The following is a 21690-nucleotide window of genomic DNA, read 5'->3' as shown; positions in this document are numbered from 1 at the left end:
AGTAGTTGGACGGTTGGCCTTCGCGAGGATTTGGTCGGCGGTCTCGGTCCACACGAACGGATGTCCAGCCGTCGACGAACGCGCGGACCCTGGCGTTGACATCGCGCACGGGTTTGAACACGCCCCGGCGGGTGGTCTGACGCTCGGCAACATTGAACCAGATCTCGTCCGGAGACGGATAGACAGTGTGTTCCTGAACCGCGATCGCACGCCGAGATTCAGCCAGGGATGACAGTGAGGATGACGTCATGAAGTGGGGAAAGCTGAGGTCGTTGTCTGGGTTATCCGTCCTGGTCCTGATCGTCGCTGGACTGACCGCTGTGCCGGGGGTGGTCAAGGCCGTGCACCTGCCGCAACCGGGATGGACAGTGCCGATAGTGCTCGCTGTCGCGGGGGCGCTCTTGGGTCTGTGGAAGCCACTGCTGTCAGCTCACAGCGACGTTCACGCGGCTCGTATCAAGGCGCGCGCTGATCGCGAGAACCGTGCGTCGGATGCCGTGCGGGCCTTGCCGACCCGCAAGGACAAGGTGCTCCGGGTTGAGGAGGTCACAAGTCGGGCGGTGCTCAACATCCATAAAGCCATCCCGCTGCCCGCTGGTGCTGCGGGCGTGGGCCTGTCGGACGAGCTTCCTGAGTACGTCGCCCGCGACATCGACGCGAACCTGCGTACCTACCTCACAGCCCGATCCACCACCGGCGGCTTCGCCCTGCTGGTCGGTCCGGCTGCCGCAGGAAAGACCCGCACCGCCTACGAAGCACTGCGTCAGGTCCTGCCGGACTGGCGGCTGCTGATGCCCGCTACTGGCGCCGAAGCGAACGAGCTGGCAGCCGCCGGAGTGGATCTCAGTCACAGCGTCATCTGGCTCAATGAGACCCAGGACTTTCTCACTGGCAGCAACCCGCTCAGCGCCGCGACCGTCCGCCGCCTGCTGGCCGACACCGCACGCCCGGTCATTCTCATCGGGACCATCTGGCCCGACCACTACGACCAACTCCGCGGCACCCCTGAGGCACCTGAAAGCCGATCCGTCGGTGATCTTGCAGCGGGCTCTCAGTCGACAGAAGGGGATCAGACGCTTGCTGGTGCGGAGGCCGGGCAACCCGTCGAGACGCCAGGACACAACGCACGCGATGTTCTCAATCAGGCCCGTCCATTCGCGGTGTCAGGCTTCAGCGGAGCCGAATGGGAACGCGCCGCCGAACTCGCCCGCCGCGGCCCCCGCCTCGCCCTGGCCACCACCCACCGCGAGAGCAGATTGGGCATGACTCAGATTCTGTCCGCCGCTCCCGAACTCATCCACCGCTGGGAGCAGGCCGACAACCCCTATGGCAAGGCAGTCCTGACCGCCGCTGTCACCGCCCGTCGCTGCGGCCACCCCGACACCATCCCCAACTCCGTCCTGAAGGCCCTGGCCATCCACTTCCTCACCGGTACCCAGTGCGCCACCGCGACCGCCACCTGGTACGACGATGCGTTGGATTGGGCCTGCCGACCCGTCCACCACGCCGGAGACATCGCGCCCCTCCGCCCCCACGCCAAGACCATCGGCCACATCGATGGCTACCGCGTCACCGACATCCTCACCCATCACACCGTCCCGACCGCACCCGCCCAGCTGCCGGACCGCCTCTGCGCTGAGGTGTGGGACACCCTCATCGCCACCGTCACTGCGGATGCCTGCAACAGCATCGGATACGCGGCATACGTCAACAGCCAACTTCCCCAAGCGACCGCGGCATGGACCCGTGCCGGAGAAGCAGGTCACAGCCAGGCCATGTTCAATCTCGGCGTTCTGCTATCCGACCAGGGGGACAATGACGGCGCACGTATCTGGTGGACCCGCGCCGCGGAACAAGGCCACACCAGCTCTATGAGAGCCATGGGCGCTCTGCTGCACCGCCAGGACGACACCGAAGGCGCGCGCACCTGGTACACACGCGCGGCAGATCGAGGCGACACTGATCTATGGGAGCCCTTGCCCTCCTGCTATCCGACCAAGGGGACGCCGAGGGCGCGCGCACCTGGTACACCCGCGCCGCAGAAGGGGGCCACACCGTTGCCATGACCGTCCTCGCCATCCTCCTCGAAGAGCAGGGGGACACCGAGGGCTCGCGCACCTGGTGGACCCGCGCCGCAGAAGGGGGCAACGCCGTTGCCATGACTTATGTCGGCCTCCAGCAGCACGACCTGGGCGATACCGACGGCGCGCGCACCTGGTGGACCCAAGCAGCCAACGCCGGCCATACCGACGCCATGGTCAAGCTCGGCGCCCTTCTGCGGCGAGAGGAGGAAGACACCAGCGGCGCACGCTCTTGGTGGACCCAAGCAGCCAACGCCGGCGACACCAGTGCCATGGTCAACCTCGGGATCCTGCAGTACGAGCAGGGGGACACCGACGGCGCACGCACCTGGTGGACCCGCGCCGCAGAGCGAGGAGATGCTGAAGCTGCGTCCTCACTGGCACAGTTGATAGAGGGTTGAGCCAGGCCATTCGCAGACAGCTCAGGGTGACTGGCTGGGAGCGTCTGATCAACGGCGGATCTGTTGATCATGGAAACGCCAAGTGAGTGAAATGACGATCGAGCGTGAGGCCGTGGCTGGGTCGGTCGGCGCGACCACGTTAGACGAGCAGTGGGCGAGAACCGACAGCCCCTGATCGGGCACGACGTGAGCCGAAGCACGGTAGTTGTCACCATCGGAATCCGCTGACCTGCCGCTTCGATCGGGCGAAGCACGGTGGTTGTCACCAGATCGGCGCGCTACATGTCACCAGTCCGACGGAACCACCAGTACGCACGGCGCCAAAGTCACCCGATCGCCGCTCCCCACATACTCCCCCATATGTACATTCTGGGAATGAAACAGATATATCCGCTCACTCAAACCCGTAGCGAGCTCGACCAACTGGTCGAGCGGGTCCCGCATGGTCACGAGACCATCGTGATCAGCGACCACGGCGGTGCTCCTGCGGCGGCCCTGATCCCCGTCGGCGAACTCGCGAAGCTGCGGCGCCTGCAGGAGGAAGCCGACATCGCTGAAGCCGATCACCGCAAGGCCGAGGGCGGGCCGGTGGTGACACATGACGCATTCATGGCCGATTTGGAGGCCGGTGACGCGCCGTCAGCCGCTTCTGTGACCCATGCGATGGCGTTGCAGCATAAGGCCACTACGCGCTCGGGTGACTGCCCCAACTCGACCTCCAGAGCGCCAAGGAATGCGCTGCCGCAGTGTGCTCGACGATGTTTCCCCGCCCACGTAGACCCTCCAGGCGTAGGCCATGACGGGACTTCCCCGCCGGGCCAGCCGGGGCCGACAACCGAGCTCACTGCCATCGCGGAACAACCGGTCCGGCAGATCCGAAAATCTGACCTGATTACGACTCACCATGTTGTTATGCATATGTCATATATATCTCCTGTTCTCACTGAATAAATGGGGAGGGACCATGAAAAGACTCAGAGCCGGGGTGACCACGCTCGCGGTGGCCGGAGCGCTGCTCACGGGCACGACCGTGGCCGCCAGCGCCGCTGACCGGGCGGCCACAGCAACGTGTGAATACCCATACGTGTGTTTCATCAAGAACGGCAACATCATCGGCCACTTCCAGGACGTGACATCGGGCTGGCAGGCACTTCCATCCAAGCCGACGGCACCGATCACCGTCGTGAACACCCGCCACGACGACGTGGCATACATCCGGTGGGTGGGTGGCACAACGGCATGCCTCGTGCCGCAGAGCACATTCACCGTCACCGGCGGCCAGCTCGATGCGGTACGCATCTCGAGCTCAGCCACCTGCTGATCCCAGGTACCGTCAGAGACGGCCTCCGCTCGCACTGGGCCGAGGCCGTCGTGCCATGCCGACAGACTGCGTCCTCAACGCGAGATGCGAGGCGAGGTGATGTCAGAGGCACAGCCGCGTTCCGGCGTCGGTCACAGCGGCGGCATCGTCGGACGGGCTGAGCCGGATCGCGTCCAGCACGGCCCTTCAGAACGTGCGCCCCGTCTCCAGCGCGGCGACGTGAGCAGCTGACCGGGGAACGAACTGATCAGCACTTCGGCCCAGCCGTATGGCAGAACAGCAACTCCGGGCTGGTGGGGACGTCGGGCCGCAGCAAGTTGCTCACATCGCCGGCGAACACGATCCGCCCGCCGGCGGCACGCGGCAGTGGCATGGCGGCCAGTAGCTGGCGCAGGCGGTGCGGCTCCAGCCAGCCGTGATTGACCACGCCGTACATCGCCCCGTCCCGCACGCCGATGCTCAACCTATAAGCGTCAACTCGACCAGCACGTGACCGGGCCGTCCGAACACAACACCGCATCGGTGACCGCGAAGAGCGCATCCGCACACCGGCGGCACATCCTCGAACCGGACACTCCGCCCAGCCCCGACGCCACCCAACGGCGCCGTACGCCATCGACAAAGTCCAACTCAAAGGCGCTAAGTGGTCGGCTCCGGAAGTCCTTCGGGGGTTGACCCCTGAACGGCGCGCCTGTCGGGTGTCGCCGAGCTCCTGGCTGGCACAGCCGTTGACAAGGGCTGCTACCGCCAATCCGGATGGCCACGGCCATCACCGACCGCCTGGCCGGCCGCGGGCTCGACGTCATCACTCCCGCGCCAGCGGACCGCGCGTTCGTCCACCAGGTCATCTTCAACGGACATACCCGGAGGTGTGCGTCAAACCAAACGGTTTGGGCGTTGTTCTCAGTCCGAGCGAGGGAACATGTGCTCGACGGCGGCCACCAGTGCGGCGCGGCGGGCGGCGATGGAGGGGTCCACGGCCTGGTCTGCGGCAGCGGCGGCGATTTCGGGCTGACCTGCCCAGGTCATGGCGATCTGGTTGATCAGGGCGAGGACGTCGACCGGGTCCCAGGCCGGGTCGAGCAGCCCGAAGCGCTGTGCGTCGCGGAGTTGGTCGAGCTTGCCGGCGATCGTGGCCTGGAGGGGGCTGGTGGTGTTGTCTGCGGGCTCGGCCAGCTCCAGGCGGCCCCACATGATCAGGCGGTAGTGGTCCGGACGTGCCGTGAAGTGGTCGAAGAGGATGCCGGCATAACCGGGCAGGTCGGCCGGGTCCAGCTGAGTGGCCTCGACGAGTGCGGTCGTCTCGCGTTCGGCGACGTGCGCGTAAAGGGCTTCCTTGCTGCGGAAGTAGGCGTAGACACGTTCCTTGCTCGTCCTGGCCTGCTTGGCGATGCGGTCCACGCGGGCGCCGGCGATCCCGTGCCGGGCGAACTCCTCCTTGGCTGCGGTGACGATCCGCTGGCGCGTGGAGTCGGCGGACTCGCCCGCGATGGCGGCGTCCGAGGTCCGGTCAGGGTTGGTGGAGCGAGGCATGAGCCCAGGATAGGCGACCGAACCGTTCGGTTTTGCGTTGCACTCCAGACAGGCGTAGGTTCAAACCGAACAGTTTGGTTTGGTCAGCTATGGGCTGCCGACATGACACGAGGAGCGATCTCATGCAGCACCGCACCCTGGGACAGCAGGGACTGCGCGTCTCCGCGCTCGGACTGGGCGTGATGGGGATGTCCCTGGCCTACGGCCCCTCGAACGACGAGGACGGCATCTCCACCATCCGCCGCGCCCACGAACTCGGAGTCGACTTCTTCGACACCGCCGAGCTGTACGGCCAAGGCACCGGCAGCAACGAGACGCTGCTCGGCAGCGCAGTCAAGGACTTCCGCGACGAGGTCATCCTGGCCACCAAGTTCGGCTTCGACATGACCAGCAAGACGCCGGGGAGCGGCGTCAACAGCCGCCCGGAGAACATCCGCAAGGTCGCCGAGAACAGCCTGCGCTACCTCCAGACCGACCGCATCGACCTCTTCTACCAGCACATCTCCGACCCCAACGTACCGGCCGAGGAGGTCGCCGGCACTGTCGGTGACCTGATCGCCGAGGGCAAGGTGCAGTACTTCGGCCTGAGTAACGTCGGCCCGCAGTACATCCGCCGCGCACACGCCGTCACCCCGGTCACAGCCCTTCAGTACGAGTACTCGGTCTTCGAACGCGAAGTAGAGGACGAGATCCTGCCGGTCCTGCGAGAGTTGGGGATCGGCCTGGTACCGTACTCGCCGCTCGGCCGTGGTTTCCTCTCCGGCGTGGTCAAGCCCGCTGACGAGTACTCCGAGGGCGACATGCGCCGCTGGGACGAGCGCTGGCAGGGCGAGAACTACGCCTACAACCTGAACGCCGCCGAGCAGCTCCGAAAGCTCGCCGCCACCAAGGGCATCACCCCCGCCCAGCTTGCCCTGGCCTGGCTGCTCGCCCAGGGCGAGGACGTAATCCCGATCCCGGGCACCCGCAGCGCCACACGTCTGGAGGAGAACGTCGGCGCCACCGACGTAGAACTCACCGAGGCCGACCTGGCCCGTATCCGGGAGGTCCTCCCCCAGGGCTCCGCAGGCAGCCGCTACCCGGCCTCGATCATGGCTGGCTACCGCACCGACTGACAGCCCGTACACCAAGTTCGGCGGTCCCGGGCATGCGGCGGCGAGCAGCGGCGGCATGCCCTCCCACGCGGGGCTGTGACCGAGGTCTGTGCCCACGTGCGCACCAGCCACGGCGCGCCCTGCTCCTCCTGATCAACCTCGAGGTCAACCGCTGACGGACGATCCGGCGGGGTGCCGGGGGTGCGACAGGCAGGGCTTCCCAGAATGCGGGCGGCAAAAAACCACTTCTACAGATTGGCCTGCCTGTCTTGTCTGTTGCCCCGGCCCGTGCGATAGCCCCGACCCCCGCCGAGCGCGAGCGGCTGAAGAGGATGGCCTACGGTCAAAAGACCGAGCACCGGCTGCGTATGCGGGCTCAGGTGGTCCTGCACGCGGCGCGTGGGCGCTCCAACGCGCACATCGCCCGTGAGACCGGATTACACCTGGACACCGTGCGGACCTGGCGGAACCGATTCGCTGCGCTGGGACTCACTGGGCTAGTCGACCGCAAGCGCTCCGGCCGTCCGCCCCGCTTCACCGCCTTGCAGGTCGCCCAGGTCAAGGCCCTGGCCTGTCGGCTTCCCTTCGACGCCGGCGCGCCACTGTCGCGTTGGTCGTGCCCGGAGCTGGCCCGCGAGGCCATGGCGCGAGACATCGCCACGTTCGTGTCTGCCTCCACCGTGCGTCGCCGGCTCGCCCAGGACACCCTCAAGCCCTGGCAGCACCGATCCTGGATCTTCATCACCGACCCTGACTTCCGCCCCAAGGCCGAGCGCGTGCTGGACCTCTACGCCCGCACCTTCAACGGCAGGCCGCTCGGTGCGGACGAGTACGTCATAAGCGCGGATGAGAAGACCTCCATCCAGGCCCGCTGCCGCTGTCACCCCACCCTCGCAGCAGGGCAGGCGAGGGCGATGCGAGTGAACCACACCTACGGCCGCGGCGGAGCGCTGACCTACTTGGCCGCCTACGACGTCCACCACGCCCGCGTGTTCGGCCGCACCGAAGCACGCACCGGCATCGACCCGTTCATGGCTCTCGTCGCTCAGGTCATGAGCCAGGAACCGTACACGAGCGCAAAACGCGTGTTCTGGGTCGTCGACAATGGCTCCTCCCACCGCGGCGAGAAGGCCGCAGACCGGCTGACCGCGGCGTTCCCGAACACGGTGCTGGTCCACACCCCGGTGCACGCCTCCTGGCTGAACCAGGTGGAGATCTTCTTCTCCGTCGTGCAGCGCAAGGTCATGGCGCCCAATGACTTCACCGACCTTCCCAAGTCGGGAACCGGCTCGGGGCGGTGGCGCCCCGTCTCGTCGAGCGGGCACGCATCGTCTTGGCGTGCGCGGACGGGAAGCCAAATATGCGTGTGGCGGCGGAGTTCAAGGTAACCGCGGACACGGTGAGGAAGTGGCGCTCGCGGTTTGCTGTCCGGCGGATGGCCGGACTTGCGGATGAGCCGCGGCCGGGCCGGCGTAAGTCGGAGCTGGTGCTCAGCGATGACGAACGGGCTCAGCTGACGCGTTGGGCGAGGCGCGCGAAGACCGCGCAGTTCCTGGCTTTGCGCGCGAGGATCGTGCTGCTGTGCGCGGAGGGCGGGACGAATAAGCAGGTGGCGGCCGAACTCGGTGTGAGTGAGCAGTCGGTGAACCGCTGGCGGGCCCGGTTCGTCAAGCGGCGGCTGGACGGTCTGGTCGACGAGCCGCGGCCCGGTCGCCCGCCGTCCATCCTGCTCGACCAGGTCGAGGACGTTGTCGTCGCGACGCTGGAATCCACCCCGGGCCAGGACACGCACTGGTCGCGGGCCTCTATGGCCGCCCGCACCGGACTGTCGAAGTCCACTATCGGGCGGATCTGGAAGAAGTTCGACCTCAAGCCGCACCTGCAAGATGCCTTCAGGCTCTCCACCGACCCGCAGTTCGTCGCGAAGGTCGTCGACGTCGTCGGCCTGTACCACCACCCGCCCGAGAAGGCCGTGGTGCTGTGCGTGGACGAGAAGTCCCGTGCGCCACGAGGCGCTGATGGAAACCGTGCGGGAGGAAGGGCCCGCCGCCGGTCATCGCAGTGACCGGTCGAAGCTGGAGGCAGGCCAAGCCCCGGGTTGGGGGTGAGGCTGGAAGCGGCCTCGACAATGTAGGGGCGAGTCGGTACTGCCAGACGGCTCGTGCCCGCTGGCGAGGACAGGAAGGCGTAAGGGAACTGAACCGGTGTCAGAAGCACCGTTAGTCGTCAGCGATCTGCCGAACCTGGTGGATGGATCGCTCTGCGGTGCTGGGCAGGCCGTGGCTTTTGGCCTGCCCGCTTCCGTCGTCCGTGTGATTTGGGCGGCGGGAGGCCCGGGCCAAGACTGCGATGTGCGGCCCGTGGCGATGCCGTCGGGGTATAGCCGGACGCCGACACCCGTCATAACGGACATCAGTGAACGTGGGAAGCGGTCCGGTGCCGCCCCTCCCGTCCGGCTGCCGGCCGGACGGCGGGCAGGCGCAACGCCCGCTGTGGGCACCGGGCCGTGGCGGAGCCGCCGTAGTACTCCGAGGCCAGGGTGCGACACGAAAGTCGCACGAGTTGAGTGAGCTTCACCGAAGGAGGTCGGCTGATGCCGAAGGTGTAGTTACGGATCAGTGTTCGAGGATCTGTCCCCGGCCTGACGTGCGTCGCTGGTAACGGCGGGGTGCGAAGCTCAGGTCTTCAGGCCCAAGGACTCCCGTTCCATCCGGGAGTTACAGGTCACGGGGAAGGCCGACAGGGTGAACAACCGTGAACCTCTGACGATGCCTCGTCATCGGAAGCCCCGCAGATGGGTTGCGGCAGCGGGGTCAAGGACTGGTCGCTGGAAAGCGACAGGCGCCGACCGGAAGACTCGAAGCCGGTCGGGAGAACACCGTCGTCCTCGGGGTATAGGAGGCACCCGACCCGGCCGTACCTCACTCGTGGGGAACGTGACAACCCCGTTGGAGTCCGTCGACGCCAAGGCGTCTGCGGCAAGCCGACCGTAAGGAAGGCCCGATTCTCCAGCGGGCGCAGGATGGCCTCAGAAGCGAATGCCGGTGGCCGAAAGGCAGCGGGAAAGCGGGACATCATGGCTGGCTCCTCCGCCGACCGTCTCGTATAACCGGCCGGATACGGGCGGATGTCCGGACCCGAAAGGGTGCTGACGGAGGCGAGGTGAGCTTGTGGAGAGACGAAGAGAACGATGCCGGAACCGAAGGACAAGTTAGACGCCATGGCGAACGTGCAGGCGCAAGCCGACGCGGACGAGATGGCGAACGGACCGGAGGGCGACGTTCTCGAATGGCGCGACATCAACTGGCGTGCCGCCGAGGACGAAGTAAGGCGTCTGCGACAGAGAATCTTCACGGCATCGCGGGAAGGCGACCTCAAACGAGTTCGCAACTTGCAGAAATTGATGCTCCGTTCCCGTGCCAATACGCTCCTCAGCGTGCGGCGCGTGACGGAGATCAACGCTGGGCGCAAGACCGCCGGAGTGGACGGGCGAACGGCACTGTTACCTCAGTCGAAAGTCATGTTGACCGACTGGGCACAATACCGTGCGAAAACCTGGACACCCCTGCCGGTAAAGCGCGTGCACATTCCGAAAGCAGGCGGAAAGAAGCGCCCACTTGGTATCCCGGTCATCGCTGACCGGGTCCTGCAAGCGCGGGTGGTCAACGCGCTGGAACCCGAGTGGGAGGCGCGGTTCGAGCCGAAGTCGTATGGCTTTCGGCCCGGCCGCGGCTGTCATGACGCGATATCCGCCATCTATCTGACGCTGAAGGGCAAGAATCCTCAGCGGATGTGGGTGCTGGATGCGGACTTGAAAGCGGCATTCGACCGCATTGACCACGAGTACCTTCTTTCCCAGCTCGGCGCGTTCCCCGCCAGGGAACTGGTCAGACGCTGGCTGAAGGCCGGAGTGGTGGATCGCGGTCGGCTCGCCCCAACAGAAGAAGGTACCCCCCAGGGGGAGTTGTCAGTCCTCTGTTGCTGAACATCGCTCTGCATGGAATGGAACAAGCCGCCGGAGTCCGATACCGCAAGCTCGGCACTAACGCTGCCGAGTCGGTTGAAGGCGCACCAGCATTGATCAGGTACGCTGACGATCTTGTCGCGCTGTGTCACAGCTATGACGAAGCCGCAAAGGTCAAGGCGAAGCTCGCCGAGTGGCTACGGCCCAGAGGGCTGGAGTTCAACGAGGACAAGACGAGAATTGTCCACGCTGACTCCGGTTTCGATTTTCTGGGATTCAACGTCCGCCGCTATGACGGCAAGCTGCTGATCAAACCGAGTCCTGCGGCTCTGAGACGAATCCGGGAACGGCTACGCACAGAGATGAGGGCCCTACGCGGGGCCAACGTCAGTGCGGTGCTGCACAAGATCGATCCGATCGTACGCGGCTGGTCGGCCTACTACCGGACGGTGGTCTCCAGCAAGGCGTTCACCACGCTGGACGACTACATGTGGAAGCTCACCTACAAGTGGGCTAAGCATGGCCACCAGAACAAGTCGAGGAACTGGATTGTCAACCGGTACTTCGGTCAGTTCAACAAGTCCAGTAGGAACCGATGGGTGTTCGAGGATCGGGAGACCGGTGCCCACCTACGGAAATTCTCCTGGACGAAAATCGTTCGACATCAGATGGTCCCTGGCACCTCGTCTCCGGACGATCCGGCACTGGTGGACTACTGGGCCAAACGGCGGCGCAAGGGGATGCCCACGTCTCTGGACGCGTTCGGAATGCGGCTGCTGACGCTGCAAGACGGTCGCTGCCAACTATGCGGCGGACTCCTGTTGTACGCCGATCACCAACCGCAAAGCCCCGCTGAATGGGAAAAGTGGATGGTTGTGATCCGGCGGGGGGTGACGAAGCAACATATCGCCCTCGTTCCAGGTCAAGGCAGGTCGGACGTGGTCCTTCGTCTCGTGCACACCTCCTGTCGACGTCGGCGCAATGCCGATATCCCAGTAGGTCTAGCTTCTCCGCGTGCCCGCGAGCCTTCGGGGCTTGCTTGAGCCGGATGCGGTTGGCGCTGCACGTCCGGTTCTTAGGGGGCGGGGACGCAGTAATGCGTCCCCGCTACCCGACAGAGCTGGCCGCATGGGGAAGGGCGGCAGTGTGATCAGCAGTACGACTGGGGCGGGGAGAGTCGCCGTTGAACAACAGCGCGCCATCGTGGCCGGGCAGTATGACGGCCGAGCGACGGGTACTCGACCACCAGCGAAAGCTGCATCGATGGGCACGAGCTGAACCGGCCCGCCGGTTCGCTGACGTGTTCAACCTGATCTGCGACCGGGCCACGCTGTTAGTGGCCTGGGAGCGGGTGTCGGGCAACAAGGGCGCGAAGACAGCGGGCGTGGACGCGGTCACCCGCCGCCACGTCGAGGAGGACATTGGAGAACTGGCCTTCCTTGAGGATTTGAGGTCCTCGCTCAAGGACGGCAGCTTCACCGCGCTTCCTGTGAAGCAGGCGATCATTCCCAAGCGGAACGGCAAGGTCCGTGCCCTGGGGATTCCGACCCTGCGCGATCGGGTGGCGCAGATGGCCCTCAAGCTGATCCTCGAACCGATCTTCGAGGCAGATTTCTACCCGTCGAGTTACGGGTATCGGCCCGGACGTCGGACTCAGGATGCCATCGCCGAGATTCACCAGCTCACCAGCCGCTCATACGAGTGGGTGGTCGAGGGTGACATCACCGCATGCTTCGACAATGTCGATCACCAGATCCTGATGGATCTGGTGGCAGAGCGCATCGCCGATCGTAAGGTGTTGCGGCTGGTCCGGGGGTTTCTGCGGGCCGGGGTTGTTGAGCGGCATGGTGGCTTTGCGGACAGCCTGACGGGCACACCGCAAAGCGGGGTCGCCTCCCCGCTGCTGGCCAACATCTACCTGTCCGTCCTGGACCGGCACTTCGCACGGATCTGAGAACAGGACATGAGCCCTGGATGGCGGCGGCAGCACCGTCGTCGCAAGGGGCTGCCGAAATTTCGGCTGGTGCGTTTCGCCGACGACTTCGTGGTGCTGGTCTCCGGCACCCGGTCCGACGCGGAGAACATCAAAGCGGAGATCGGCGAGATGCTGGCCACCAGGCTGAAGATGACCCTCTCGGTCGAGAAGACACACCTCACCCACATCGATGACGGCTTCGTCTTCCTGGGCTTTCGCATCCAGCGCAGGCGCAGAGGGGACGGCCGCAGGGTGGTGCTGACGATCCCGTCCAAGGATGCCCTGACACGGGTGATGCACAAGATCAAGGAGGCTACGGGAGCAGGAGCGGTCTCGCTCCGGTTGCTGGACGTGCTGCGGAAGATCAACCCGATCCTGCGGGGTTGGGCTGCGTACTTCCGCTATGGCGCATCGAAGAGGACGTTCGCCTACCTGGGCTGGTATGCCTGGTGGCGGGTGATCTACTGGATACGCCGCAAGCACCCCCACATGACCTGGAAACAGACCCGGCGGCGCTATTACGGAGCCGACCGGATTTGCGAGGACGGCCTGGTCCTCTACAACCCGGCGAAGATGCGCGTGGAGCGTTACCGCTTCCGCGGAGCGCAGATCGCCACGCCGTTCAACATCGACCAGATCGACCCGTCCGGAGCTCGTTTCCGCCGGACCGGTCACGATGATGCGGCATTCGTCGGGCACGTCTCCGAACTCGTCAGCTGAACCCATCGGATCACATGGAGAGCCCGGTGCGGGGACGACTCGCACGCCGGGTTCGGCGGGCGGGGACGGGAAAACCGACGGCCGAAAGGCCGCACGGCGTCCCGTCCCCGACCCAACAGATCCAGGCGCTGGACCGGTCCCAGCCGGTCCTGCCGATGATGCCCGGCGTTCCCGGACGCCGCAGCCACGACTATCTGCGGCACGGCATCACCAGCCTGTTCGCCGCGTTCAACATCGCCGACGGCACTGTCATCGGTGAACTGCACCGCCGCCATCGGGCCGTCGAGTTCAAGAAGTTCCTGGTCACGATAGACAAGGCGGTTCCCGCCGGGCTCGACGTGCACCTGGTGTGTGACAACTACGCCCCCCCACAACACCCCCGAGATCAAGACCTGGCTCGGCAAGCACCCCCGCTTCCACGTCCACTTCACTCCGACCGGCTCCTCCTGGATCAACCAGGTCGAGCGGTGGTTCGGCCTGCTGACCGACAAGCTCATTCGCCGAGGCGTCCACACCTCGGTGAAGGCGCTGGAGGATGACATCAAGGCCTGGATCGACTCGTGGAACGAGAACCCCAGGCCTTTCACCTGGACCAAGACCGCCGACGAAATCCTCAGATCCCTCGCCGACTACCTCACCAAGGTCACTCCGCCAGCCACCGAGAATCAGAGAGAGAGACTTAAGCCTGCGATTTCAGGCGCATCACATTAGCGTCCAAATCGCGCCACCCGCCTCAGGCCGGGCCCGTCAGGGGGCGTGCGTCCCCGTCCGCCCGTCCGGGCCGGTCGTGGCGGGGGCGTCGGCCAACTGGTTGAGCAGTTGGGCAGCCAGGGCCAGCAGTTGCTGTTCGACCGGACTGAGCGCGCCGAGGGCGCTGCCGAGCCATGCGGCGCGCTGCGCGAGATCGTCGGACAGCGCCCGGGCGCCGGCGTCGGCGATCGAGAGGATCGAGGCGCGCCGGTCGGTCTCCGAGCGCTGCCTGGTGATCAGGCCGTCGGCCTCCAGCTCGGCGAACGTCCGGGTCAGGGCCTGGAGTTGCTGGTGCTCGGCGAGGGCCACGGCACTGGGGGTGCAGGGCCCGTTCCGCCGCAGGTGACCCAGCACGATGATCTTGTTCGCGGTCAGGGCACCGGCCGGGCGCTCGTGGCGCAGCCGGGAGCCCAGGCGGAGCAGGCCGTGGAGCAGGGCCTGGGCGCAGTCGTCGGTGTCCATCTTTCAATACTAAACCGCATGTAGTATTAGCGGAAGCGGAGCCCCGGTAATCTGCGCAGAATTGGCCATGCAGAGGGTGATAATGCTAACTAAAGTATATTATTCGACGGTGGCGATGGTCGCCGTGCTGGGCTCCTTCTTCACGGCGGTGGAGATCGCGCGCCTCGCCGCGGGGTACCCGGGGGCGGTGCTCGGGGTGCCGGCCGTCATCTTCGCGTTCACGGTGTCGCGCCGCCCCGGCGGTGAGCCGGTCCCGCAGAAGGTCATGGCGGCCGTCGCGCTCTCGGTCCTCGCGGGGGCGAGCGTGTGGCTCGGTGCGCAGATGGCCGTTCACCCCGTGATCGGCGGGGCGGTGTTCGTGGCGCTGATGTCGGGTTCGATCTGGACCAGGCGGTTCGGAGCGGCGGTCACCCGGCTGGGGGCACTGGTTCCGCTGGCGCTGATCGCCGCCCTGCTGTCCGCCGGATCCGCTACGGGGCACCTGGCGTGGTGGCCAATCTGCGGCTGGACGGCGCTGGTGGGGTTCAGTGCCTTCGTGTGGGTCCGCGTGGTTCGCCTGGTCGCCGAGAAGCTGACCGGCCTTCCGGGTTCGCCGCCGGCGCAGGCCCCCGCCAAGCGGTCGGCGCGGCGCGCCGGACTGTCGCCCCGCAGCCGGATGGCGCTCCAGATGGCGGTGGCGCTGACCGCCGCGTTCTCGCTCGGGCACCTGATATTCGGCGAGCACTGGCAGTGGTGCGTGATCAGTGCCATGGTCGTCAGCCTCGGCCCGGTCGGCCGCGGGGACCTGGCCCTCAAGGGCGTCGAGCGTGGTCTGGGCGCGATGGCGGGCACGCTCGTCGCGGCACTGATCGCCGCGGTGGCCGAACCCCACGGCACGACCAGCATCGTGCTGATCTTCGTGGTGCTGGCCGTGGCCACGACCCTGCGCACCTACAACTACGCCTTCTACGCCGCGGGCATCACGACGGCGCTGTCCATGTTCTACGGGTACTTCGGCCAGTCCCCGGAGCACCTGCTGCTCATCCGCCTGCAGGCGCTGGTCCTGGGGGCGGTGCTGGCGGTGGTCGTGGGCTGGTTCCTGGTGCCGGTGCGCACCGGCGACGCGGTGCGCGCCCGGCTGGGCGCGACCCTCGCCGCACTCGCCTCGCTGCTCGATGCCCGCCGCGACGGGGCCTCCACCGCCAAGGCGCTTGCCGCGTTCGACGCCGCGGCCACCAACTTGAACGCGAGCGCCCGTTCACACCGGCTGTACCGCAGGGCCACTCGGAGGCTGGGCGCGGGACACAGGATCACGCCGGCCGATGCCGGCGAGGCGCTGCTCGCGGCTCGCGGCCCGGTGCACGCCCTGGCCGCGAGCGAGCCCGGCGCGCGCGAAGGCGCCACCGCCGAGACCGTCAGCCTGCTGCGCCGTGCCGTGTCGGCCCCGACGGACCCCCTGCCCGAGCTGCCGGAACCCGCTGCGACGGCGCCGCTGGCCGACCTCGATGCCGCGCTCCGACGGTTCGCCGCCGCGATCCCGGCCCTCGCCAAGGGCCGGCCATCTGAGGTGGCCGGCAGCGGCGAGGCCCTCCAGCCGCCGGTTTCCGCCGCCTGACCGTCACTGGCCCACCTCTGGCTGACCAGCCGTCAGTTCGACGTGGTCAGGCGGAGGCGCTCAAGACCGCGCAGGACGGTGTGGGGCTTCCACACGGGCGGCTCGGTCATCCGGGCCTCGGCGAGGACCGGCAGCAGGTGACGCAGGGCGATGGCGGCCTCGGCGCGTCCCAGCGGGGCGCCCAGGCAGAAGTGGATCCCGTGGCCGAACGACAGGTGCCGGCGGGCGGGACGGAGGAAGTCGAAGTCCTCCGGGTCGTCGCCGAGCGCCTCGTCGCGGTTGGCCGCGCCGACGAGCATGAGGGCACGCGCGCCGGCCGGGACCGTGGTGTCGCCGACCGTGGTGTCCTCCAGCGTGGAGCGGACCAGGAGCTGGATGGGCGGGTCGTAGCGCAGGGCCTCTTCGACACACCGCTCGACCAGGTCCGGGTCGGCCCACAGGGCGGCGAGCTGGGCGGGGTGGTTGAGCAGGGCGAGGACGGACCCGCCGATGAGCCCGCGGGTGGTCTCGTGGCCGGCGATGAGCAGCAGTCGGCAGGTGATGATGATCTCGTGCTCGGTCAGCGTGCCGTCCTCGTCGTGGACGTGGACGAGGGCGGAGACGAGGTCGTCGCCCGGCTCGCTGCGCCGCTTGGGAATCAGCGCCCCGAGGTACTCGTGGAAGCTGTCCCGGGCCGTGCGCATCGCGACGCGGTCCTCGGGCGTGATGAGGAAGCCGGGGTCGATGCTCCGGGACAGCTGCTCGGCCCAGGTCACCACCATCGGCCGGTCGGCCTCCGGGATGCCGAGCAGCTCGCTGATCACCCGGACCGGCAGCGGGAGCGCGAGATCGCCGATGATGTCGAAATTCGGGCCGAGCTCGCCCACCAGCTCGCCGGTGATCGCCTCGATGCGCGGCATCAGGGCCCGTACGCTCGCCGGGGTGAGGGCGCGGGACACCAGGCGGCGCAGCCGCGTGTGGTCGGGCGGGTTCAGCCGGAGCATGTTGCTGGCGTTGTCCTGGGCGGTGACCACGGCCATGTCGGCGTCGGCGGCACTGGCGGTGTCCGGGGCAGCGGGTGCGGGTCGGCCGACGCCCCGCCACAGGCTGCGCAACGGGCTGGCCTCGCGCGGCGCGTGGCCGAAGGCCGAGCTGCCGAGGACCGCCGCGCAGTCCTCGTAGCGGCTGAAGACGAACAGCTTCTCGTGCGGGCGGACGACCGACTGCCGCGCACGCCACTTCGCGTATTCCGGGTACGGGTCACCGAGGCCGAAGAGAACGGCGAGGGCCTGGAGCTCCTCCGGGCGGACCTCAAGGTCAGTCATCAGTGTGTCCTCGTCGGCTGTGCGGGCTCACGGGTGAGCCGGGTGGTCAATGTGGTGTCGAGCAACGTGGCGGGCAGGGGTCGGCCGACGAGCGGACACGGCGTCAGGGCAGCTGCCGTCACAAGACGGTGTCCTCGTACCCGGCCGGCCGGCCTTCGAGGATCACGGTCTTGGTCTCCAGGTAGGGCAGCAGTCCCTCGCGCCCGCCTTCGCGGCCGATGCCGGACTGCTTGAACCCGCCGAACGCGATGCCGAGGTCGCTGCGCAGCGCGTTGTGGCCGACGGTGCCGGAGCGCAGCTGCCTGGCGACCTCGCGGGCCCGGTTGACGTCGTTGGTGAACACCGCCGCGTTGAGGCCGTAGATGGTGTCGTTGGCGATCCGGATCGCGTCCTGCTCGTCGGCCGCGGGGATGACCGACAGCACGGGGCCGAAGATCTCCTCTTGGGCGATGACCGAACGGTTGTCGACGTTGCCGAACACGGTGGGCTCGACGTACCAGCCGCGGGTCAGGCCCTTCGGGCGACCGCCTCCGGTGGCCAGCGTGGCCCCTTCCGCGACGCCCTTGGCGATGTACCCCTCGACCCGGTCCCGCTGCCGGCTGGCCGCCAGCGGCCCCATCTGCGAGCGCGGGTCGAACGGGTCCCCGACGCGCACCCGGGAGAACACGCCGACGAGTGCCTCGACCAGTTCGTCGTGACGCGAGCGGCTGACCACGATCCGGGTCAGCGACGAGCAGACCTGTCCGGTGAGGAAGCACTCGGCCTGGGCGAGGCTGCGCGCAGCCGTCCCGAGGTCCATGTCGTCGAGGATCACGGCGGCGGACTTGCCACCGAGCTCCAGCGTGCAGCGGGCCACCCGCTCGCCGCAGATCGAGGCGATGCGCCGGCCCGCGGCCGTCGACCCGGTGAGCGTGATCTTGTCCACTCGCGGGTCGCGCACCAGCAGTTCGGACACCTCGCGGTCGGCGGTGACGACGTTGAGCACGCCGGGCGGCAGCCCGGCCGCCGCGGCGGCCTCGGCGATCAGGTAGCCCTCCCCCGGCGCCTCGGGCGCCGACTTCAGGACCACCGTGCACCCGGCGAGCAGCGCGGGGCCGACCTTGTTGGCGATCATCCCCATCGGGGCGTTCCACGGGATGATCGCACCGACCACACCGGCCGACTCACGGACGATCATGCCGAACTGTCCGCCGGCCGTCGGCTTGACCGGCTCCTCGAACGGGAAGGTGCGGGCCAGCGCGGCGTACCGCTTGAAGGCGGCCTCCGCGCCGGTGCCGGCGGTGGCGGCGAAGGTGTGCAGGACACCGGATTCGCGCGGCCAGATCTCGGCGATGTCCTCACCGCGGAGCCTGAGTTCCGCACCGATCGCCCGCAGGTACCCGGCCCGCTCGGCCGGCGTCAGGCGCGGCCAGGGACCTTCGTCGAAGGCCTCCCGCGCCGCCGCGACAGCCCTGGACATGTCGGGGGCCTGCGCCTGCGCGACCCTGAAGTAGACCTCCTCGGTCCCGGAGTCGATCACGTCGATCACGGCGCTGGACGACGGCGCCACCCACTGCCCGCCGATGAAGAAACGGTCCGTCCGACCGATCGGCGCCTCCGCGCGTCCCGCCAGGCTCATCCGGTCATCCTCCCGATCGCCGTCTCGACGGCGATCATGTTCGCGTGCGCCCGACGGAGGCGTAAATGGCGCTCCGCCTACGATCCGCCACTGCGGGGTAACTGGGACTTCCATCCCGGGGCACGGCCCGTCCGGGATCTGACCGGCCCCTTGACTGACCGTCAAATGCCCGCCGGGACGGCCGACCGGGCTCTGCTACGCTGCCAACGGCCCCCTTCCGAGGGGTCCGAGCTCTCTATTTGAGTCCCGCCGATACCGGGGCGATTCAACAGGATGGAACAGCGTGGACGTCGGCATCCGGGAAGCAGTCGGTCCGAAGCCGGGGTCCGGCAATGTCCAGCCCAAGAAGCTGCTCCTGCGCGCCCTCGCGGGAGAGCGGACCGAGCGGCCGCCGGTCTGGCTGATGCGGCAGGCCGGACGGTACCTGCCTGAGTACCACAAGGTCCGCGAGGCGGCCGGGGGCATGGTGGGGCTCTGCACCACGCCCGAGCACGCCGTCGAGGTCACCCTGCAGCCGCTGCGCCGCTTCCCGCTCGACGCCGCCATCGTGTTCGCGGACCTTCCGCAGGTCGCCGCCGCACTGGGCCAGACCCTGGACTACCGGGTCGGCGAGGGGCCGGTGTTGACGCCGCCCGTGCGCTCGACGGCGGACATCGCCGAATTCCTGAGCATCTCCCGCCTCCACGAGGAACTGGCCCCGATCTACGAGACGGTCACTCAGCTGACCCGCGCCCTGTCCGCCGAGACGGCCCTGATCGGTTATGCCGGCGCACCGTGGACCATCGCCACCTACATGGTCGAAGGCCGCGGCGGCGCCGCCTCGGAGCACTCCGTCGTCAAGCAGTGGGCGCTGAGCGACCCCGACGGGTTCCAGCCCCTGATGGACCTGCTGACGACCGCCATCATCCAGTTCCTCGGCCGTCAGATCGAGGCGGGCGCCGAAGCGGTCCAGTTGTTCGACAGCTGGGCCGGGGTGCTTCCGGACGTCCTCTTCGACCGCTGGTGCGTCAAGCCGATCGCCGCCATCATCAGCGCGCTGAAGGCGCGGTACCCGGACGTTCCCGTCATCGCGTTCCCCCGGGGCGCCGGGCTCTCCTACAACGGCTTCGCCGAGGCGACCGGTGCGGACTGCATCGGCCTGGACTCCACGGTTCCCCTCGACTGGGCCGCGCGCAACCTCCAGCGCGGGCTGGGCTGTTGCGTGCAGGGCAACCTCGACCCCCAGCTGCTGATCGCCGGCGGTCCCGTGCTCCACACCGAGACGGAGCGCATCCTGCGCGGCCTGAGCGGGGGGCCGTTCGTGTTCAACCTGGGACACGGCATCGTCAAGACCACGCCCATCGAGCACGTCACCGCCGTCGTCGAGCAGGTGCGCGCCTGGAGCACGCCCACGGCGTAGGGCCGGCTGCCGCCGAACCCCGGCCGCTCACCGCGCAGCGCGCGGGCTGAGCCGGCCGGGGTTCGGCGTTCGCCCCGAGGGGCGGCTTCGGCCAGGAAGGCGGACCGTGGCCGGTCCACCGGTGCAGTGGAAAGGGCCCTGGGGACCCGGCGCGAGCCGGGTCCCCAGGGCCCTTCAACGTACTGCGGTCCGCCCTGCGTCAGCTGATCCGGAGCGGAAGGCACAGCGGCCCGCGGGCCAGGCGCCCGCCCCAGACCACCGTGGACGGGTCCTGGAGGCTGAACTCCGGGATCCGCTCCAGCCAGACCTCAAGCGCGACGCGCAGCTCCATCCGGGCCAGGTGCGAGCCCAGGCAGCGGTGGATGCCGAGGCCGAACGCGGCGTGCCGGTTGCCCTCGCGATCGATGAGGACCTCGTCGGCCCGGTCGAACTGCGCCGGGTCCCGGTTGGCGGAGGGGAAGGACAGCAGCACCCAGTCGTCGGCCTTCATGTCGACGCCCCGCCAGTGCATGTCCTCCTTCACCAGCCGGGACATGGTGACCGGCGCGAAGGCGCGCAGGAACTCCTCCATCGCGGCCGGCAGCAACCCGGGCTCGGCCACCAGGCGATCGCGGTCCTGCGGGTTCCCGGCCAGGTGCCACAGGGACGAGCCGATCGACTTGGTCGTCGTGCCGATCCCCGCCGCGAAGAGCAGCAGCATCATGCTGATGATGTGGTTGGGATCGAGCTTGCGGCCCCGGAGCTCCACGTTGAGGAGGTAGCTGATCAGGTCCTCACGCGGGTTCTTGACGTGCTCCTTGATCTCCGCGAGCAGGAAGACGAACATCTTGCTCAGCTGTTCGACGTGCTCGTCCCGCGAGTCAAGGGCGTCCTCGCGGTTGACGTTCGCGATGAGCTCGCGGAACAGCTTCCGGTCCCGCTGCGGGATGCCGAGGAGGTCACCGATCACCTGCTCGGGGACCCGCTGCGCGTACTCCTCGGCCGCGTCGACGACGTCGCGCCCCTTGAAGCCGTCGATGAGGGAGTGGCAGTACGCCCTCGTGCCGGGCTCAAGCTTGGCGACCGCGGTCTTGGTGAACGCCGGCAGCAACAGCTTGCGCGCGCCGTGGTGGAACGGCGGGTCGGAGGTGATCGGCGGCAGTTCACCGACCGGCGCCAGGTCCCGCGGCGGGCGGAAGTTGCCCACGTTCACCGACCGCGAGGAGAAGCGCTCGGTGTCGTAGGCGACTGCCGCGATGTCCTCGTACAGGGTCGGCAGCCAGGCGCCGCCGAACCGCTCGGTGTGCGCGATCGGACACCGCTGCCGCAGGTCGTCCATGATCGGGAAGGGATCCTCGGACCACCGCGGATCCAGGTGCGAGAAGTCCGTCGCCCAGTCCGTCACCGGGCCGGTGATGTTCTCGCCGCGGATGTTGTGGTAGCGGTCCCGGTCCGGGTCCCGGAAGTCCTTGTTGAAGCGGTCGTCGGCGGCCAC

The 21690-nt window shown here is 67.8% G+C and carries 18 protein-coding genes and 2 pseudogenes; 14 read left to right on the top strand and 6 right to left on the bottom strand.

What is annotated here, in order from left to right; all coding sequences use genetic code 11:
* The first annotated feature begins 248 nt into the window (after positions 1-248).
* The 4 genes from ACMTAK_RS51820 (at position 249) to ACMTAK_RS51805 (ending at position 3803) form a co-directional block, all read left to right on the top strand.
* Positions 249-2066 carry a tetratricopeptide repeat protein gene (locus ACMTAK_RS51820; protein WP_413812641.1) on the top strand — a complete coding sequence of 606 codons (1818 nt, stop codon included), beginning with the start codon at positions 249-251 and terminating at the stop codon, positions 2064-2066.
* The gene (locus tag ACMTAK_RS51815; protein ID WP_413812640.1) at positions 2063-2482 is read left to right on the top strand and encodes a tetratricopeptide repeat protein; all 420 of its coding nucleotides are present in this window, start codon (positions 2063-2065) and stop codon (positions 2480-2482) included. Before ACMTAK_RS51820 ends, ACMTAK_RS51815 begins: the two co-directional genes overlap by 4 nt.
* Positions 2483-2842: 360 nt before the next feature.
* Positions 2843-3433 (top strand): type II toxin-antitoxin system Phd/YefM family antitoxin, encoded by a 591-nt coding sequence (locus ACMTAK_RS51810; protein WP_413812639.1) that lies wholly within the window; start codon positions 2843-2845, stop codon positions 3431-3433.
* Positions 3434-3467: 34 nt separating this feature from the next.
* A complete protein-coding gene (locus tag ACMTAK_RS51805; protein ID WP_413812638.1) occupies positions 3468-3803 on the top strand; it encodes a hypothetical protein in 336 nt (111 codons plus the stop codon).
* Positions 3804-4050: 247 nt separating this feature from the next.
* Here ACMTAK_RS51805 and ACMTAK_RS51800 read toward each other — a convergent pair whose 3' ends face one another.
* The gene (locus ACMTAK_RS51800; protein ID WP_413812637.1) at positions 4051-4266 is read right to left on the bottom strand and encodes a transposase; all 216 of its coding nucleotides are present in this window, start codon (positions 4264-4266) and stop codon (positions 4051-4053) included.
* Positions 4267-4706: 440 nt separating this feature from the next.
* Positions 4707-5336 carry a TetR family transcriptional regulator gene (locus ACMTAK_RS51795; RefSeq protein WP_413812636.1) on the bottom strand — a complete coding sequence of 210 codons (630 nt, stop codon included), beginning with the start codon at positions 5334-5336 and terminating at the stop codon, positions 4707-4709.
* Between the two features lie 122 nt (positions 5337-5458).
* Here ACMTAK_RS51795 and ACMTAK_RS51790 point away from each other — a divergent pair, with 122 nt between their 5' ends.
* The 8 genes and pseudogenes from ACMTAK_RS51790 to ACMTAK_RS51755 form a co-directional block, all read left to right on the top strand.
* Positions 5459-6451, top strand: a complete 993-nt coding sequence (locus ACMTAK_RS51790; protein ID WP_413812635.1) for an aldo/keto reductase — start codon at positions 5459-5461, stop codon at positions 6449-6451.
* Between the two features lie 248 nt (positions 6452-6699).
* Complete coding sequence (locus ACMTAK_RS51785) at positions 6700-7818, top strand: IS630 family transposase (RefSeq protein WP_413812634.1); 1119 nt, start codon at positions 6700-6702, stop codon at positions 7816-7818.
* Positions 7791-8495: an IS630 family transposase gene (locus ACMTAK_RS51780; RefSeq protein WP_413812633.1), complete on the top strand. Its 705-nt coding sequence runs from the start codon at positions 7791-7793 to the stop codon at positions 8493-8495. Before ACMTAK_RS51785 ends, ACMTAK_RS51780 begins: the two co-directional genes overlap by 28 nt.
* A gap of 1125 nt (positions 8496-9620) precedes the next feature.
* A pseudogene (locus ACMTAK_RS51775) lies at positions 9621-10618 on the top strand (reverse transcriptase domain-containing protein); the annotation flags it as partial.
* Positions 10619-10756: 138 nt separating this feature from the next.
* Positions 10757-11437, top strand: coding sequence for a group II intron maturase-specific domain-containing protein (locus ACMTAK_RS51770; protein ID WP_413813252.1), 681 nt, complete (start codon positions 10757-10759; stop codon positions 11435-11437).
* A 140-nt stretch (positions 11438-11577) separates the two neighbouring features.
* Positions 11578-12348 (top strand): reverse transcriptase domain-containing protein, encoded by a 771-nt coding sequence (locus tag ACMTAK_RS51765; protein WP_413812632.1) that lies wholly within the window; start codon positions 11578-11580, stop codon positions 12346-12348.
* Positions 12349-12417: 69 nt separating this feature from the next.
* Positions 12418-13089 carry a group II intron maturase-specific domain-containing protein gene (locus ACMTAK_RS51760; RefSeq protein ID WP_413812631.1) on the top strand — a complete coding sequence of 224 codons (672 nt, stop codon included), beginning with the start codon at positions 12418-12420 and terminating at the stop codon, positions 13087-13089.
* A gap of 116 nt (positions 13090-13205) precedes the next feature.
* Positions 13206-13800, top strand: a pseudogene (locus tag ACMTAK_RS51755) (IS630 family transposase); the annotation flags it as partial.
* Positions 13801-13836: 36 nt separating this feature from the next.
* On the opposite strand, the gene ACMTAK_RS51750 reads toward ACMTAK_RS51755, so the two are convergent.
* A complete protein-coding gene (locus ACMTAK_RS51750) occupies positions 13837-14301 on the bottom strand; it encodes a MarR family winged helix-turn-helix transcriptional regulator (RefSeq protein ID WP_413812630.1) in 465 nt (154 codons plus the stop codon).
* Positions 14302-14416: 115 nt separating this feature from the next.
* On the opposite strand from ACMTAK_RS51750, the gene ACMTAK_RS51745 reads away from it, so the two are divergent.
* Positions 14417-15895 carry an FUSC family protein gene (locus ACMTAK_RS51745; protein ID WP_413813251.1) on the top strand — a complete coding sequence of 493 codons (1479 nt, stop codon included), beginning with the start codon at positions 14417-14419 and terminating at the stop codon, positions 15893-15895.
* 32 nt (positions 15896-15927) lie between these two features.
* Here ACMTAK_RS51745 and ACMTAK_RS51740 read toward each other — a convergent pair whose 3' ends face one another.
* Both ACMTAK_RS51740 and ACMTAK_RS51735 read right to left on the bottom strand, forming a co-directional pair.
* Entirely contained in the window at positions 15928-17199 is a 1272-nt protein-coding gene (locus ACMTAK_RS51740; protein WP_413812629.1) for a cytochrome P450, read from the bottom strand.
* Between the two features lie 118 nt (positions 17200-17317).
* Positions 17318-18817, bottom strand: a complete 1500-nt coding sequence (locus ACMTAK_RS51735; protein ID WP_413812628.1) for an aldehyde dehydrogenase — start codon at positions 18815-18817, stop codon at positions 17318-17320.
* Between the two features lie 283 nt (positions 18818-19100).
* Between ACMTAK_RS51735 and hemE the strand changes: the two genes are divergently transcribed.
* Positions 19101-20216 (top strand): uroporphyrinogen decarboxylase, encoded by a 1116-nt coding sequence (gene hemE, locus ACMTAK_RS51730; protein ID WP_413812627.1) that lies wholly within the window; start codon positions 19101-19103, stop codon positions 20214-20216.
* Positions 20217-20415: 199 nt separating this feature from the next.
* On the opposite strand, the gene ACMTAK_RS51725 is transcribed toward hemE, so the two are convergent.
* Positions 20416-21690, bottom strand: coding sequence for a cytochrome P450 (locus ACMTAK_RS51725; RefSeq protein ID WP_413812626.1), 1275 nt, complete (start codon positions 21688-21690; stop codon positions 20416-20418).

Origin of the sequence: Streptomyces lacaronensis (assembly GCF_047337785.1) — a bacterium.
In the GTDB taxonomy this organism is placed as follows: domain Bacteria; phylum Actinomycetota; class Actinomycetes; order Streptomycetales; family Streptomycetaceae; genus Streptomyces; species Streptomyces lycopersici.
Note: the sequence above shows the minus strand (reverse complement) of the source record. Positions and strands in the feature narration are given on the sequence as shown.